Source organism: Phyllobacterium sp. LjRoot231 (assembly GCF_964253365.1).
GTDB lineage: Bacteria > Pseudomonadota > Alphaproteobacteria > Rhizobiales > Rhizobiaceae > Phyllobacterium.
On sequence record NZ_CAXUQT020000001.1, the window covers coordinates 3,714,232 to 3,729,716 of the forward strand.

Consider the following 15,485-nt stretch of genomic DNA (forward strand, 5'->3'; position numbering starts at 1 on the left):
ATATGTCGATTGTCTGGGGCATTTGGGATAGCCTTTCTCTCCTCATCCGATTTCCTCTGACGTGTCACAGATGTTCGGCATAGGGAGGAAAATGAGATGCCGGAAGAGTTTGTAAGCGTCCGTTACATCGTCGAGGACGTACCGGCATCGGTTGAATTCTACACGACCTTGCTCGGCTTCACGCTTCAGCAGGATGCCGGAGCCGCCTTTGCATCGGTAACCCGCGGCAATCTGCGGCTGCTGCTGAGCGGCGAGGCCAGCTCCGGTGCGCGGGCAATGCCCGACGGACGGCAACCGATTCCGGGTGGCTGGAACCGAATTTTGCTGCTTGTGTCCGATATCAACGTAGAAGTGGAACGGCTGCGCAAGGCGGGACTATCATTCAGGAACGAAGTCCTCAAGGGCGTCGGCGGCAGCCAGATATTGCTCGACGACCCGTCCGGAAATCCAATCGAGTTATTCGAACCAGCACATTGAAAGCAGGATGAGCATTGCGGCTGCGGAAAACCGGTACGGAAGCCGAACTGCATAAATCAGCATCTGCGAAATGACGGTCGGCGCACCCGCTTAGACCGATAAGAGGAGCCATTTAGCAGACCGCTATGGCGTTTTTATTCCCGGAGAATCATCGGCATTGCAGGGTGCTGACTACGCGGCCTTCAATTGATCGGCCGACATTTTGCCCGACTTTCTGTCATGCACGAATTCATAGTGGATTTTCTGGCCTTCAATAAGGTTGTGAATGCCTGCGCGTTCAACAGCGGAGATATGGACAAACACATCCGCGCTGCCATCATCAGGTTGAATAAAGCCAAAACCCTTTGTCGAATTGAACCATTTAACTGTACCAGTAGCCACAATGAACCCTCTCCTGTGCCAACATAGAACATCGTTGCATGCCGCAAATACAATCGCGTTTTAAGGAAGTGGTAACGCCCTTGCATGCGATGGGGCAATTGTGGCGTTTGTCAGAGAAGGCAACGGCGCGGTGCGGATGTCGAACTTGCACTCATTGAATTTCAAGGTGCCTGAAATTTGGGACGGATGGTTGCGGAATGACCTTATCAGAAGTGGATGTCACATCGTCGATTGATGTTTTCGTTTCAAATCGACGTCGGAAGCGGTAAGGTAAATCCAATCTTTCCAAAAATATAACGCCAGCGGCTGTGTGCAGCCGCTGGCGTCTCGTCATCAGTGACTAGCCCCTGCAACTCCCCCGGGTCGCTGGACAGCAATCAGTCGTCGTCACCTACTTGATGTCGGTAACAGTGAGCTTGCCGTTGACCTTCTCTGCAACGAATTCGATCGATGCACCCTGTTTTGCCTTGGCAAGCAGGGCATCGTCGCTCACGACGAACACCATGGTCATTGCAGGCATTTCCAAACCTTTGAGTTCCTCATGCTTGATGGTGATCTTCTTCTGCTTGAGGTCAATTTTCTTCACCTCGCCTTTGGTGAATTCGGCAGCCATTGAGGCAGTCGAGATTGCGGCCGCGGCAAATGCGATCAAAGCGGTCTTGATGATGGATTTCATGATTGTTTTCCTTTGTTGATGTAGTTTTGATGATCTGGTTACGGAGCGACGGTGATGTCGCCCTTCATGCCGGACTCGTAGTGACCCGGAATGAGGCAGGCGAAGCTGATTTCGCCCGCCTTGGAGAAGGTCCAGATGATTTCTCCTTTTGCGCCAGCGGCAAGGCGGATGGAATTGGGATCGGCGTGCTCCATTTCCGGAAATTTCTGCATAAGCGCCTTATGTTCCAAGATGCCGTCTTGGCGATCCATGACGAACTCATGATCGGTATCGCCCGTATTGTTAAACTTGAGGCGGATGGTTTCGCCCTCCTTCACCTTCAACACGGCCGGTTCGAACACCATCGCGCCGTCCGCTTTCTCTTTCATCGAAATGGTGACGGTGCGTTTTGCGGCTGCCTTGGTGCCGGGTTTGCCGATTTCCATAACATCATGCCCTCCGGCATGATTGCCAGCAGCAACGGCGGGCGTGACGGCAAATGCCGCCATCAGGGCGAATGCCAGTTTCGTCTGAATTTTCATGCTTCAATTCTCCGTTTGGTTTTGATGCAGTTGTCCTCACCCCTTGTGGCCGTGGGAGTCCTTTGCGGCGTCGGGAGTGCGGGTTTCAGGCCCGGTGGCCTTCTCGGGAACCGGCAGATCACCAGTCCATTCGTATGCGACGGTGCCTTTCGGGTGCTGGTACCATCCCGGATCCGTGTAATCCTTGGCCGAAATGCCCTCGCGAACTTTGACGACTGAGAACATGCCGCCCATCTCGATCGGGCCGAATTGACCGGTCCCCGTCATCATCGGCACCGTGTTGTCGGGCAGTGGCATTTCCATTTCGCCCATGTCGGCCATGCCGCGGTTGCCCATCGGCATATATTCCGGCTGCACCTTGCGGATCTTGTCGGCGAGTTTGGATTTGTCGACGCCGATGAAGGTTGGCACGTCATGCCCCATCGCGTTCATGGTGTGGTGTGATTTGTGGCAGTGGATAGCCCAGTCGCCCGCATGGACGGCGTCGAACTCGTAGGCTCGCATGGCACCGACGGGGACGTCGATCGACACTTCCGGCCAGCGGGCTTCGGGGCGCACCCAGCCTCCGTCGGTGCAGGTGACCTCGAAATCATAACCGTGCATGTGGATCGGATGATTGGTCATCGTCAGATTGCCCACGCGCACCCGGACCCGGTCATTCTTCGACACCACCAGGGGATCGATCGCCGGGAAGATCCGGCTGTTCCAGCTCCAGATGTTGAAGTCGGTCATCTCCATGACACGCGGGACATAAGAGCCGGGGTCGATGTCGTAGGCATTGAGCAGGAACACGAAATCCCGGTCGACACGCATGTATTTCGGGTCCTTCGGGTGGATGACGAAGAAACCCATCATGCCCATGGCCATCTGCACCATCTCGTCGGCGTGCGGGTGGTACATGAAGGTGCCGCTCTTCACGAGATCGAACTCGTAGACGAAGGTCTTTCCCGACGGGATGCCCGGCTGGGTCAGTCCGACCACACCGTCCATGCCAGACGGCAAGATCATGCCGTGCCAGTGCACGCTCGTGTGTTCGGGCAGCTTATTGGTGACAAAGATACGGACGCGGTCTCCTTCGACTGCTTCAATGGTCGGGCCCGGCGACTGGCCGTTATAGCCCCACAGATAACCCGTCATGCCGGGCGCGAACTCCCGCTCCACGGGTTCCGCCACCAGATGGAACTCCTTGACACCGTTGTTCATGCGGTGCGGCAAGGTCCAGCCATTGATCGTGGCGACAGGTTGATAATCCGGACCCGAAACCGGAAAGAGCGGCGGCTGGGTTTCGGGCGCTTCCATGGTCGGGGCGTCGGGCAGGCCCTTGGCCGAAGTCTTCGTCCAGGCGGTGGCACCTGCAAGAACAGCACCCGCGCCCAATAGTTGGCGTCTTGATAGCATTGTCGGTTCCTTGTTCATTCTTCAGTCTCCTGCGCCGCAGCTACTTCGGTTTCGCCGCTTCCACCACCGGAACCGCCGCCATAGATGGCAGTCCCGAGATTGACCTCGGCGAGGTAGAATTCGCGTTTGGCGTTGAGGGACAGGATGTTTGAGGTGATCTTGGCGCGCGTGTCGGCCAGGAGTTCGAACGTGTTGGTGATCATGCCGTTATAGGTGAGCACCGACTCTTCCTCGATTTTCGCCCGCAGCGGCAGGACACTGTTGCGGTAATGACGGGCGATGTCATAATTGGAACGATACGCCTGGTAAGCGGAACGGACCTCAGACCGGGCGTTCACCGCTTTTTCTGCCAGAAGGTTTGCCGCCCGCATGTACGAGAGCTCGGCCTTCCTCATGCGTGCCTTTCCAGTGTCGAAGATCGGGATGGTGAATTCCAGTTCAGCGGCACCCGAAACCACGTCCTTCTTCTCGCCTTCTTCCTCTTCGCGCTCCGCTTCCACGCCGCCCATGAGCTGAAGATCGTTGACGTACCGCGTAGCGTTGGTAAGACCGTAGGATTTCGCGGTCGCTTCAAGTTCAAGCTTCGCGACGTCAAGATCGACCCGGTTTCTGAGCGCTTCCGCCTCAATACCGGATTTGTTCTTCGGCCCCTTCGGCAACGCGGGGAGAGCGTTAGGGACGCTGTAGTCCACATCCCGCCCCCACAGCCCCATCAGGCGGGTCAGCTCTTCCTTGGCGAGCCTTGCATTCAGACGCGCCTTAGCGGTTTCGCCCGTAAGCTCGGCATTGAATACATGTTCTCGCGCTTGCCCGGTTTTGGAAAACGCTCCGGTTTCTCCGAGCTTTTGAGCAAGGTCCGACGCAGCATCGGCGGCCGCTTGTGAACGGTTGAGATAGGAAACTGTTTCCCATGCCGACACGGCATTGATCCAGGCTCGCCGCGTGTCAGCAGCAACCCGCAGGGTCTCTTGCGCCGCCTTCAATTGCGCTTGGCGGAAACGTGCATCGGCTACGCTGACGCGTCTGGATTGTGTCATCAATGCGAGGATGTTGCCCGTGATCGCCGTTTCGATGATGCGGCCGATGCCGATGGAACTGTAGCTGACGGACGCCGTCGGATTCACGGGCATCGTTTCCTGCCAGACGTCAGCGGCCGACAGTCCCACCTCGGCGTAGGCTGCCTGCAACCCGCGATTGTTCAGGAGCGCGACCTGGACAGCGGTGTCGGCTCCGATTGTCTTCTTGTAGATGAGACTGCGAGTCCGATCGGCAAGTGCCCTGGTTTCTCCCTGTGATTGTGCCCAGACCGCCTGTTTGCCGATCGCGCCGGACGTCCTAGCTTGCACCGTGCTGAACCCGGCGACAGGATCGGAAACCGAGGTGGCGGAGGTGACGCAGCCGGAAATCAGCGCCGGAACTGTCATGACCAGGATCGTCCTGAACAGCGACCAGCTCATGCGCCCTCTCCCTTCGGCGCAAGGTCGTCATTAAGCTGTCTCCAGTTCTTCGGATCGACGGGTGTTCGGTGCTGGTAGGATCCCAGCACCGAACGGTAGTGTCCCGGTGCCGTGGCATATGACGGATTGGCGGCAGGCTCGGCTGCCATTTCGGCAAGCCGTGGTGACGTGGTGCATCCAGCGCCAACCAGCGTTGACGCTACCGCAAGTAATGCAGCGATTTTCATGTTCTAACCTGATTTTGAACGAGGTCTTTAAGCCGCGCGGACCGGAGCCTGCGCAGAGTTCACCCGTCGGTGGACGGGAAAATCAGATCAGATGTTTTGGAGGGCGTGGCTGCTCGTACGATGCCTTCGAAGTGAGGACAGGGTGCAGAACAGGCTCGAAATTGCGTTTCGGCATAATCAGCGGCCGGTAGTAAGTTGTGAAAAATGCCGCGAGGGGAGAACAATGGACTTCGCAATCGGTATCAGCGGCCGGATGTTTGGCGGAATGCTTCCCTACGGGCAAATCAACATCCGACAGTGCCGTATCGGTATCCGTGACATGCTCGCCGTTCATGTGTGAATGGCCGACATCAGACATTTCCGATGTGCTGACGGACTGGAAAACGTCCATGCTGTTTTGGGCGTAGGCCGCAAATTGCATCGAGGGCATGACCACCAATGCGAGAGCAAGCAGAACCTTGAACGGCGCTGCCCGGCTTCCCAAAAACTGGTGCACGAACCTTTTCATGATATCTTTCCACAAGTGTTCGGCAAAATTGTCAACGCCAAAAATGCTGCGGTGCAGTTTTGGACCGAAGTTGTGATCGAACGTTACGGCGGTTGGACGAACATTGACAGTTTTCCCTGTACTGGTTGTTGGCATCCGACGGCACCATGCCTACTGGATTTTCTCCCTGAACTTGGCGTGGCAGGCAGAGCAATCCTGCAGCATCAGATGAAAAGCGTGTTCGGCGGGAAGTTTCGAGATATCTTCTTCACCCGCCGCAATCTTACGCTTTCCTAGCAGGCTGCTGCCCATGGTGGACATTCCCGCTCCCATGCGCATCTCCGGCGTGATGCCGTCCGGTGCCTTGTCTGCTGAGGCCGAGATGACCGATGCGAATGAGGCGACCTTCCGGGCCAGGGCATCGAATTCGTCGCGCGACTGGTCTATCTCGTGTTTTGCCGCCGAGGGCGGGCCGAGCGACGCGGCAGGAAATTCCGCCATCAGCGCAGCGCCGGAATGTGCCCTTATCGTTTCTGCCGCGCGTTTGAAGGCCGGGGCATCATAAGGAAGTTTGCCTTCAAACATTCCGGCGATCGTCTTACCCGCATTGGCCATGGCCTTCATGGCCTCCTGACGCCCCTTGACCATGTCCGGGAGCGTGTTGTCTGAGCCAATCGAAGGAACGGGACCGAGCATCGCGCACACAGCGAGCAGGATCACAATCCGCAGCCGTTTTGCGCGGCTGCCGGGGGCGATAATCCAAATCCGCATTTTACTTTTTCGACTCCATCAAAGGATGGGTAAAGCTTCCACCAGTTGAAAGCACAAGCTCTGATGTGCTGCGGGCGGAAAAAACCTCCCTCGCCCGCAGTAATCGCAGCAGATCAGGTAGCCATTTTTGTGCAGGACTCGGCGCAGCGGCGGCAGGCGTCGACACATTCCTGCATGTCTCCGATCCGCTCACAGTCGTCGGCACACTCCGTGCATATCTCCGCGCATTCACGGCAGGTATGCTTGTGGTGCGATGAGCCGATAAGCATAAAATGCGCCGAGGTCCGGCACATTTCCGCGCACGCCAGCATCAGCACGAAATGTTTCTTCTCGGTGTGCTCCCCTCTCATCTCAAGACAATGTCCGGTGGCCATCGAGAGACAAGTTGCGTAGCAGGCAAGGCATTCATCGATGCAGGCCTTCATGTCAGTGTCTGTATGATGCATAATGATTTTCCTCCTTTTGCGTTGAATTTATTGGGCCCGCTTGTCCAGCCAGTCTGTCATATCGGTTATTTCCTTTTTCTGGGCGTCGATGATCTTTTGAGCCATGTCCTTGGCCCACGGGTCGTCGCCATGCTTGAGTTCCGCGTTGGCCATGTCGATCGCGCCCTGATGATGGACAATCATGCCGCAGACGAATGCGACGTCAGGGTCTTTCGCCATCATGCCCTGCATGGCTGAGGGCTTCATCATGCCCATCATTGAATCCATCAATTCGGAGTGTGCGGCATCCATTTTCGGCATCTTGGGCATCGCCATGCGGTTGCTGGCCATTTTCTTTCCGTCCGCCGCCTTGCAGGCGGCAGGCATGTCTGCAGCCATTCCGCCCATTTTGTGGTCTTTGCTCATCGCGTCCTGCGACAGAGCAAACGAAGCGCCGCCGAACAGAACCGCCACAGCCAATACTGGAGTGAGAATACGCATTGTTGTCTTCCTTCACGAAACGTGGATTGAATCCATGCCTCCGCCGGGAGGAGCGTCAGGCATGCTGAAATCGAAAGTGGGAAGTCAGATCGCTTGCGGAGGTCGCTCGAGCCGTGTCGATGCAGGGCTGACGGTTATGATGTTTGTGAGGTCGGCAACCCGCAATCCCGCCGGGCCCACAGCGAATAGTGGCGCACCAATCTCCGTTGCTACCCAACAGTGGCCGATGGAACAGCAGTGAACCTGCCCGATGGATTGTTTGGCAGCGTGCCCGTCATCGGATTTGTGTTGACTGGCACAGTCCGTCATCGGCCTGCTCGTTTCAGGCGAATGGTTATCAGCCCGCGCACTCATCGTTCCCGCTGCCAGCACAATGGCCAAAAGGCATGCAGTGAGAAAGCGTGGGAATTGTGCGATGTCGAACATGAGGGTTGCTGGCCTCCAGCCCTGAAACGGCGGCAGACGGATATCGTTCCCATCACGGATCAGTGTGGTGGCGGGCTCGCCTCAAGACAGCGCTTGCGCGGCGGGAAACAGCTCGTCGGTCAATCCGAGAACCCTGTAGATCAGCAACCCCAGCCATTCATGCATCGCGAGATCGGAAGCGGCAAGACCCGCGGCAATCGTGGCGACGGGTCTGCGAAAATCGGCATCGCCGCGGGTGCGGTAGTCGACAGGATAAGGCGTTGCCGTCACGCCCGCTTCGCGGAAGCATGCAATGGCTCTCGGCATGTGCGCGGCAGACGTGACCAGCAGCCATTGTTCACTGGCGGCGGGCTGGAATAGTGCGGCGCTCGCTGATCCGTTTTCGCATGTATTCCGGGAAAGCTCTTCGATTTTTATGCGCTCCGCGGCGACGCCGATGCTCATGAGCACATCCCTGGCGATTTGCGATTCCGTCGGCGAGTTGTCATGCACGAGGTGATTGGCACCGCCAGAAAGCAGGATGCGTGCTCCCGGGTAAAGACGGGCGAGCGCGGCTGTGGCCGTCAGCCGTTCCCCGGCCTCGTTGAGCGCCGGACTGTTGCGGTCCCCGGTTATGTGGGTGTCGACCGCTCCGCCGAGCATGATGATTCCGGTCACAGGACCGGAAATTGACGGCTCGGGGAACCGGTCTTCCAGCACCGCCAACGCCGCGGGACCGACCGGTGACCAGCCGAAAACCGCAAGCAGCAGGACCGAGACAATCAGGAATGTGTGGCCTGTTTTCCTATATCCGAAAATGAGTGCGGCGACTGCGAAAAGCCCGAGAAGTCCGATGAAATTCGATGGCAGCACCAGATATCCGAGCACTTTTGAAACAAGGAAGAACATCGGCGAATCCATTTTGGAGGAATGTCGGGAGCTTCATAGCAGATAACACCAGACCGCCCGGTCGTCCACTCGGCCACCCTGGCGAGCGTTGCTTGACCCGGAATCCTGCGGATCGTCTCAGCAGACGATTTCGAACCGCGTGGCGAATATCTTGCTCATGTTAGTCCCGGCCGGATCATTGAAGAACGCTTCCGTGAGGTTTTTCTGATTTTGGGCTAACGCCTCGTCCGGATTGGGCCTCACGACGGAGGAAGTACATCCGTCAGGCAGTCCTGCAACTTGCAGATGCTTGTCCTCCGTGAATTCAATCGCGGTGTAGAACGTGGGATCGTAGATTCCGAAAGTGACTTTTCCGGCAACCTTGAGCGGGTTCTTGGGTTTTGTTTCAAACAGGACTATGAGCTGACTATCCTCAAAACTGGCCATACGCTTTGGTGGCGCAGAGATTTCGATGTCTTTGCCGCCAGCGGTCACAACCTGAAAATAATTGAAGTCCGCCAGCGATGCGTGAATTGTTTCGGCCACCGTCTCCAGCTCAGCCGTATCCAGTGCCAGGTCAGCATTTTTGTCGAACTCGACAATCACGGTACTGGAAAACATTTCGTCGAAACGCCAGAGATGGCGGAGTGACTGCACAGTCCCGTTTTCGACTGTCAGGTCCAAGCGGGCCTCGGCAAAAATGTGCGGATGCGAAAATGCTGCCCCACTGCCAAAAACAACAGTGCTGCTGCGGCTAACGCCGTGCTCCCGGGTCTGGAGAATTTCATTCGCCTGCTCTCTCAATGGGGTTGCAAACGCTCTATATCAGCGTTCCTCATGAAAGTGGAGGCTCTAGGCAAACGGCCCGCCATAGATCACGCTTCCACCCGTCGCCGGCGGGGGCGAACGTGCCTGTCACAATATACTCCCTACCACCGACAAACACTTTGCCGGGATTTGCATGGCATTGCACGAGCGCTTTGTGCTGGCCGTTGTCGTGATAGGTGACCGAACCGGTCTCATCGGTTTCAATGAGTTTGATGGTGACGCCGAAGTCGTAGTCCTGCCTGGACAGTGCCTCGTTTGACGTCAGCGCCATCGTGACGGTCGTCCTGTCGCTGAGGGTCTCTGAATGGAAAACGATAGGTTCAGCATAGGCGGCATTTGCTCCGACAAACGCCGACGCGAGCATGCACATCCATAGACGGGGCATGGCGGCATTCCTCCCAATTCCAGAAAATTTAATATAGCAGATTATTTCACCGTCAGAACGAAGTTCATGCTTGCCGGAAACGTAGTCCGGCAGGCATCCCTCTTTGCGACAATCGACAACCTCACCGCTACGGTTCAGGCCAGCCCCGCCGTGGAAGGCTCCGCGATCATTTGTTGAACGGTACCAGCCGTGCAGCCGGTCGCCCCAGTGAAGGAGGCTTCCGATGAAGATCGCCCTGTTAGGCCTGTTCGGAAGTGGCAACACAGGCAACGACGGATCTCTGGAAAGCATGGTAAGCTTTCTGCGCAGATCGACGCCCGATGCGGAACTTCTTTGCATCTGTCCCAATCCTGAGGTTGTGACTGGGACGCTTGCAATCGCCGCAGTCGGGCATGGCAGTATCTGGATGACGGGTTACTGGTCAGCCTTGGCCAACCGCCTGCTCGCCGCCCGTTCGATCTGCCGCTTTTCGGCCGCATCCCGGACGTCAGCAGCGGCGCGCTCGACCCTATTGTGGAGTTCGCGCACGTTTCCGGGCCACGGGTGAGAGGTGGCTGTGTCCTCAGCCAGGGAGCTGAAGCCGCGGATATCGCAGTCAGAACAGGCACCCAGCCTGCACAATTCGCTGTTCGCGATTTTGAAGAACCGCGAAGACGAGATGTCACCGACAATGCGTGAGCCCATCGCCGGTCTCCACGAAGACTGGCTACGGCTCGATGAACGCATCGATCTCCCGCGAGATCGAGGTGATTGACCAGACCGAGGCAAACTGCCTTCGCATAATAAGCGTACCCGGCATCGGACCACTGATTTCTACCGCTGTGGTTGCCGCTATCGGTCGCGGCGAGGCCTTTGACCGCGAAAGAGAACTTCAGCGTGGCTCGGCCTGGTACCCGACAATACAGCACTGGCGGTCGATCCATCCTGGGTGGCATTTCCAAAACGGGGTAGCCGGTATCTGCGAAGCCTGTTCATTCAGGCCGCTAAACTCATCCTGATGCGACCACATAACTGGGGCAACTTTAGCTTCGGAGCGTGGCTGCACAACGCAGCGCCACGGATGCATCGCAACAAGTTGGCCACCGACCTTGCCAACAAGCTGGCACGCATCGCCTGGAGCCTGCTGCACAACGAGAAGGCTTTCGATACACACCGTTACGAGGTCACGGCAATATGAATCGATGATCTTCGACCAAATTCGCGACGGAGACACTGGATCGATAAACGCGCCCTGAACCTGGTGGCCCGAATGGTTGCTCGTCAACCTGTCCGCTAATAGACCAAGGCGCGTGCGTACGCCCGTCAAGGCCACGGCCCGCGAGCCGATCAAACAGGCCGGATACATATCAGCGACCTCCGCTATTCATGTATCCACGCACGAACTCACTTGCGAAATGGAGCCGCTGAGAGGCGCTTGGCAACGCAGTCACGCGTACACCCATATTCAAGTCGATCGAGGAATTCTTTGACAATTTCAACGCCGACTGCGGTTGCGAGCAAGTCAATGGGACGACGCTGGTTTAGGCCAATTGCAGGGTGTTCCATCCAGTTCCGTCCCTTCATCCGAGTGCAACTGCAATCCCCCAGTTCGTCTATCTCGAAATCTATTTCGGCATCGAGAAGATCCGCGAAGACAATCCTGCCAAATTTGCCCGTCTTGACCAGACTATATGCGATATTGAACGCGAATTCGGCGTCCTTGAAGCGACTCCCGAGGTGACAAGGGTTCTCGCCCGAATGATATTGTGCCGCCCAAGCCACTCTGGCTGCCCGATCCCCGTGCCAAAAAGATCTGATGTTGCTCCGATGTTCACATAGCGGCAACCGCTATCGCACACCACGCCGTAGTGGCGACAAGAAACACTGACGATTTCTGTTTGATCAATCGTCATTTTCCACTCCCCGGTCTGCTCAATCCGTGGACGGGTAAATAGCATGTCCCGCCCGGGGGGCTACAGCAGTCACATCAAAACGGGTCAAATAAAATGGCGAGGAGTCAGGCTACTCTGGCGAGAAAGAGAGAATGGCGATCCCGACTGGATTCGAACCAGTGACCGTCGGCTTAGAAGGCCGGTGCTCTATCCAGCTGAGCTACGGGACCAAATTGTGTTTCGGCGGAAGCAATCTTCGCCGGAAAATCGAAAAATTCAGTAAAAATCAATGCGTCCAGGGCTGCTTGCGGTCGAAGCGGAAGTTTTCCGAATAGGAAACCACACGCCGGCGCGTTTCCTTGGGCTCCTGGACCGTATAGGCAATGGCATTTTTCTGCGCGTAGGCGATCGCCTCTTCCTTCGTCGCGAAGGTCAGGCGAATCTGGCTTTTCATGTCGCGTGACGACGTATAGCCCATCAGCGGTTCAACCTTGCGCGGCTGTTCCGGCTCGAACTCGAGTGTCCAGGTGTCGGCCTTGGCCTTGCCGGATTGCATTGCGGTTTTTGCCGGGCGGTAAATGCGTGCTGCCATTGAAGAAATCCCTTTGTCTGCAATCCCGATATATTACAGGCTTCAACTCAGTTCCAGCAGCATTTGCTTGGGAAGTGGTCGGAGCGGCAGGATTCGAACCTGCGACCCTCTGGTCCCAAACCAGATGCGCTACCAGGCTGCGCTACGCTCCGTTCCGACTTGAACGCTGATGTCCCTAGAGTCTTCGTTCCCGGAAAGCAATAGCCCAAAACAGGAAAAGGCGGAAAAACTGAACAAATGGCCTGCACAGGCTTCGTAAGGCACCAAAAGTCCCACGGAATTTCCCACCGAACTCTCGACAGATTTCGTGGCAATGGCTAACCGAATCCTCTGTGCGGCACCGAGGAAATCGACGCCAGCCACTCATAACGACGCAAGTGGAAGCGGGCTCCCTTCTGGTGGCGGATAGCGGAGTTCAGTATTTCCGAACCGTGCTATGAACGACGGGGTCGTTTGTTACCCTCGTAAGCCATTTGATGAGCAGCATCTGATACGGTGTCTTCGTGCGGCTCTCCGGTCAAGTGAGCCGAGCGACGTCGGTCGCGCCTTTTCGGAGCTTGACTCTGCGCCGACCGCGTTGGCCGAGTTAGTCGGTGCGTGCGACGGAACCTTATAGAGCGCCACCAAACTGTTCATTCGTCGTTGACTTCGCAGGTTATGAGAGGAGAATGTCTTTTTATGCCTCACCACGCAACATTAGGGGCGCCTACGATGACGATCGCAAGGAAACTTCAGGACTGTATCGACGGCGAAGGTATCGCCTACGACACCGTCGCTCATCACCGCACAGCAACAACCAGCCAGCCGGCGCAAGCGGCACTTGTTCCGGGCAGCAGGCTGGCCAAATCCGTGGTCGTGCATCACGAAATTGGGTACGTTCTAGCCGTTGTTCCGAGCACGCACCGGATCGAGCTCTCCACATTGCAGGATGTAATTGACAGGCGTCTTGGTCTCGGCTCGGAGGAGGCGGTCAGCTCGCTTTTCGCCGATTGCGACATTGGCGCGGTGCCGCCCACTGGATCGGCCCGCCTACCGTATGTCACGATCCTGGGTCGCGCGCCTCGCAGCGGCCATTATGAATACCGAGTCAGTGATTTCAATGAGTTAGCTTTGTACTTAATTTGAGAATGTGCAGTATATTTGAGATTTCGGTGCTGACCGCTGCAGTTTATTTGAGAAACGATCCCAAGGAGGAACTCACATGCCATTGCTCACCGCACTTGCACTTAGCATCGGTATACTCGGCGGCATCGCCACCTGGCTTTTCGTCGGGCCGCTGGCGGTACTCGGCCTCCAGATATGGGCGGCCTTCATCGCCTGGGCCGCCTACTATCATTCCGGCGGTAAGGAAGCGTCCCTCAAGACCAACATTCCGGCGCATATATGGGGCGCGATCCTCGGCTGGATCGCGCTTTACGGCATAACGCTGCTTGCCGGCTCGCTCGGCGTTCCGCTGGCAGCCGGCATATCGGTAGCGATCACCGTCATTGTTCTCGTGCTCGGCGCAAATGTGCCGGCGCTCGCCCAAATCCCGTCCTCGGTCTATGGCTACGCAAGCGTTGCGGCCTATGGGCTGCTCGCCGGCAAGATGGCGACCTTGACCTCGGGCTCCATCATCGACAATCCGCTGATCAACATCGTCGCCTCGATGATCGTGGGCGCTCTGTTTGGCTGGCTGTCGGAGCGAATCGCCGGGGCATTGACGGCGAAGCCTGCGGGGACAGCGGCGTAGAGACCGCTCGCTAACTCTACTTTCGGCGTTATCATGTCTGGATGTATATGGACCCCGCCCGATTGCAACAGGTTGGCTGGATGAGGGTTGATGGTCACAACTGCTGATGTATATCCGGCTTCCTGATGCGGCTTGATATTCTTCGCCGCGAGCCTCGATGGATTTTCGCACGCTTTCACCTCAATGGCGCCGAGACATTGGCAAAAGCCATGCCGATCCAGACATCAGGTTCGGAAAGCGACGGGAGTGACCGTTTCACCATCTCCTGCCTTATGTTGCAATTGCCAGGGTGAGACCTCCTTTGCTTGTTTTCTCTACCAGTATTCTCAGGCCGCCGCCGTCACCGATAGGGCGGGCTTGTAGAACGTATCGCCGGAGAGCATGGCCCACACGATCCGCGCGTTCTTGTTGGCGAGCGCGACGGCCGCGATGTTCGGATGTCGTCGTTGCCTCAAGTGGCCGAGCCAGAGGCTGCGCGGATCCTGCTTGCCGCCCACTCGACCCAAGGCGGATCGAGCGCCATGGATGAGCAGGGTGCGTAAGTAGCGGTCACCGCGTTTGCTGATGCCAAACAGGCGAGCTCGTCCGCCACTCGATCGCTGCTTGGGGACGAGCCCCAACCATGCTGCAAACTGACGGCCATTCTTGAAGCATGTTCTGTTCCCCACGGCCGCAATCAATGCCGTTGCGGTCACAGGGCCAATGCCTTCAATCTTCCCGAGCCGCTGGCACTGCTCGCTATTGCGGAAGATCTCGCGTATCCGCTGGTCAAAGGACTTTATTCGGACATCGAGTTCGGCCATTTCCGCCTGCAGATCCCTCATGAGCGACCGGACAAGATCGCTGAGGCCGTCATCGATGTTCCCGACAATGTCGGCAAGGCTGCGTCGCAGTTGCGTGATATCACGGGCAATGACAATCCCATGTTCAGAAAGAAGCCCGCGAATCTGATTGACGAGCCTGACCCGGTCTGCAACCAGACGCCGGCGAATGCGATGAACGGCTTGCACCGCCAGTTGATCCACTGATTTCGGCGGCACGAAGCGCATTGAGGGCCGGCTGACAGCTTCGCAGATGGCTTCCGCATCATTCCGGTCGTTCTTGTTCGACTTCACATACGGCGTTACGAACTGAGGGCTGATCAGCCGGACTTCGTGACCGAGATCGGTGAGCACTCTTGCCCAATAGTGTGCTCCGTTCGAGGCTTCCATCCCGACCAGACACGGCGGCAGATTGGCGAAGAACGCAGTCACCGCGGCACGACGCAGTGTTTTGCGCAAGACAACCTTGCCGTCGTCGTCTACGCCGTGAACGTCAAAGACATATTTCGCTAGATCAAGACCTATCCGAACAGCTTGCATGACACTCCTCCTTCATCGCAATTGATGTTCGAGATTCCACCTCACCGGGAGGGCGGGGTCCATACCATTGGCGCCCATTTTGGCAAGGTGACTTAGGCGATG

Annotated in this window: 20 protein-coding genes, 2 tRNA genes and 1 pseudogene; 5 read left to right on the forward strand and 18 right to left on the reverse strand. The window is 57.0% G+C overall.

Annotated features, from left to right (window positions below; genetic code table 11):
* Positions 1 to 96: 96 nt before the first annotated feature.
* Positions 97 to 477, forward strand: coding sequence for a VOC family protein (locus ACSQ3H_RS18485; protein WP_436118381.1), 381 nt, complete (start codon positions 97 to 99; stop codon positions 475 to 477).
* A 171-nt stretch (positions 478 to 648) separates the two neighbouring features.
* On the opposite strand, the gene ACSQ3H_RS18490 is transcribed toward ACSQ3H_RS18485, so the two are convergent.
* The 13 genes from ACSQ3H_RS18490 to ACSQ3H_RS18550 all read right to left on the reverse strand — a co-directional run bounded on the left by ACSQ3H_RS18490 (position 649) and on the right by ACSQ3H_RS18550 (position 9,827).
* Positions 649 to 858, reverse strand: a complete 210-nt coding sequence (locus ACSQ3H_RS18490; RefSeq protein ID WP_436118382.1) for a cold-shock protein — start codon at positions 856 to 858, stop codon at positions 649 to 651.
* A 391-nt stretch (positions 859 to 1,249) separates the two neighbouring features.
* The gene (locus ACSQ3H_RS18495) at positions 1,250 to 1,534 is read right to left on the reverse strand and encodes a copper-binding protein (RefSeq protein WP_436118383.1); all 285 of its coding nucleotides are present in this window, start codon (positions 1,532 to 1,534) and stop codon (positions 1,250 to 1,252) included.
* A 38-nt stretch (positions 1,535 to 1,572) separates the two neighbouring features.
* Positions 1,573 to 2,055 carry a cupredoxin domain-containing protein gene (locus ACSQ3H_RS18500; RefSeq protein ID WP_436118384.1) on the reverse strand — a complete coding sequence of 161 codons (483 nt, stop codon included), beginning with the start codon at positions 2,053 to 2,055 and terminating at the stop codon, positions 1,573 to 1,575.
* Between the two features lie 36 nt (positions 2,056 to 2,091).
* On the reverse strand, positions 2,092 to 3,453 hold the full coding sequence (locus ACSQ3H_RS18505; RefSeq protein ID WP_436119493.1) for a multicopper oxidase family protein: 1,362 nt from the start codon (positions 3,451 to 3,453) through the stop codon (positions 2,092 to 2,094).
* Between the two features lie 14 nt (positions 3,454 to 3,467).
* Positions 3,468 to 4,910 (reverse strand): TolC family protein, encoded by a 1,443-nt coding sequence (locus tag ACSQ3H_RS18510; protein ID WP_436118385.1) that lies wholly within the window; start codon positions 4,908 to 4,910, stop codon positions 3,468 to 3,470.
* Entirely contained in the window at positions 4,907 to 5,137 is a 231-nt protein-coding gene (locus ACSQ3H_RS18515; RefSeq protein WP_436118386.1) for a hypothetical protein, read from the reverse strand. The genes ACSQ3H_RS18510 and ACSQ3H_RS18515 overlap by 4 nt, the downstream gene beginning before the upstream one ends.
* An 82-nt stretch (positions 5,138 to 5,219) precedes the next feature.
* Positions 5,220 to 5,645: a hypothetical protein gene (locus ACSQ3H_RS18520; protein WP_436118387.1), complete on the reverse strand. Its 426-nt coding sequence runs from the start codon at positions 5,643 to 5,645 to the stop codon at positions 5,220 to 5,222.
* 150 nt (positions 5,646 to 5,795) lie between these two features.
* Complete coding sequence (locus ACSQ3H_RS18525) at positions 5,796 to 6,395, reverse strand: c-type cytochrome (protein WP_436118388.1); 600 nt, start codon at positions 6,393 to 6,395, stop codon at positions 5,796 to 5,798.
* 113 nt (positions 6,396 to 6,508) lie between these two features.
* Positions 6,509 to 6,841 (reverse strand): four-helix bundle copper-binding protein, encoded by a 333-nt coding sequence (locus ACSQ3H_RS18530; RefSeq protein WP_436118389.1) that lies wholly within the window; start codon positions 6,839 to 6,841, stop codon positions 6,509 to 6,511.
* A gap of 27 nt (positions 6,842 to 6,868) precedes the next feature.
* Positions 6,869 to 7,321, reverse strand: a complete 453-nt coding sequence (locus tag ACSQ3H_RS18535) for a DUF305 domain-containing protein (RefSeq protein ID WP_436118390.1) — start codon at positions 7,319 to 7,321, stop codon at positions 6,869 to 6,871.
* Positions 7,322 to 7,828: 507 nt separating this feature from the next.
* Positions 7,829 to 8,635, reverse strand: a complete 807-nt coding sequence (locus ACSQ3H_RS18540; RefSeq protein WP_436118391.1) for a YdcF family protein — start codon at positions 8,633 to 8,635, stop codon at positions 7,829 to 7,831.
* Between the two features lie 117 nt (positions 8,636 to 8,752).
* Positions 8,753 to 9,418 carry a DUF1007 family protein gene (locus ACSQ3H_RS18545; RefSeq protein WP_436118392.1) on the reverse strand — a complete coding sequence of 222 codons (666 nt, stop codon included), beginning with the start codon at positions 9,416 to 9,418 and terminating at the stop codon, positions 8,753 to 8,755.
* 31 nt (positions 9,419 to 9,449) lie between these two features.
* Positions 9,450 to 9,827 (reverse strand): hypothetical protein, encoded by a 378-nt coding sequence (locus tag ACSQ3H_RS18550; RefSeq protein ID WP_436118393.1) that lies wholly within the window; start codon positions 9,825 to 9,827, stop codon positions 9,450 to 9,452.
* Positions 9,828 to 10,050: 223 nt separating this feature from the next.
* On the opposite strand from ACSQ3H_RS18550, the gene ACSQ3H_RS18555 reads away from it, so the two are divergent.
* Both ACSQ3H_RS18555 and ACSQ3H_RS18560 read left to right on the forward strand, forming a co-directional pair.
* On the forward strand, positions 10,051 to 10,374 hold the full coding sequence (locus tag ACSQ3H_RS18555) for a hypothetical protein (protein ID WP_436118394.1): 324 nt from the start codon (positions 10,051 to 10,053) through the stop codon (positions 10,372 to 10,374).
* 169 nt (positions 10,375 to 10,543) lie between these two features.
* Positions 10,544 to 10,825, forward strand: a complete 282-nt coding sequence (locus tag ACSQ3H_RS18560) for a hypothetical protein (protein WP_436118395.1) — start codon at positions 10,544 to 10,546, stop codon at positions 10,823 to 10,825.
* A 385-nt stretch (positions 10,826 to 11,210) separates the two neighbouring features.
* On the opposite strand, the pseudogene ACSQ3H_RS18565 reads toward ACSQ3H_RS18560, so the two are convergent.
* From ACSQ3H_RS18565 to ACSQ3H_RS18580, 4 genes and pseudogenes are all read right to left on the reverse strand, one after another.
* Positions 11,211 to 11,375 (reverse strand): annotated as a pseudogene (locus ACSQ3H_RS18565) (antitoxin Xre/MbcA/ParS toxin-binding domain-containing protein); the annotation flags it as partial.
* A gap of 476 nt (positions 11,376 to 11,851) precedes the next feature.
* Positions 11,852 to 11,928 (reverse strand) — tRNA-Arg (locus tag ACSQ3H_RS18570).
* 56 nt (positions 11,929 to 11,984) lie between these two features.
* Complete coding sequence (locus tag ACSQ3H_RS18575) at positions 11,985 to 12,290, reverse strand: ETC complex I subunit (RefSeq protein WP_436118396.1); 306 nt, start codon at positions 12,288 to 12,290, stop codon at positions 11,985 to 11,987.
* A 75-nt stretch (positions 12,291 to 12,365) separates the two neighbouring features.
* Positions 12,366 to 12,442, reverse strand: a tRNA-Pro gene (locus ACSQ3H_RS18580).
* A gap of 559 nt (positions 12,443 to 13,001) precedes the next feature.
* On the opposite strand from ACSQ3H_RS18580, the gene ACSQ3H_RS18585 reads away from it, so the two are divergent.
* Entirely contained in the window at positions 13,002 to 13,415 is a 414-nt protein-coding gene (locus ACSQ3H_RS18585) for an aminoacyl-tRNA deacylase (RefSeq protein ID WP_436118397.1), read from the forward strand.
* A 76-nt stretch (positions 13,416 to 13,491) separates the two neighbouring features.
* Positions 13,492 to 14,022: a DUF1097 domain-containing protein gene (locus ACSQ3H_RS18590; RefSeq protein ID WP_436118398.1), complete on the forward strand. Its 531-nt coding sequence runs from the start codon at positions 13,492 to 13,494 to the stop codon at positions 14,020 to 14,022.
* 326 nt (positions 14,023 to 14,348) lie between these two features.
* On the opposite strand, the gene ACSQ3H_RS18595 is transcribed toward ACSQ3H_RS18590, so the two are convergent.
* Entirely contained in the window at positions 14,349 to 15,383 is a 1,035-nt protein-coding gene (locus ACSQ3H_RS18595) for an IS110 family transposase (RefSeq protein WP_436118399.1), read from the reverse strand.
* Between the last annotated feature and the right edge of the window lie 102 nt (positions 15,384 to 15,485).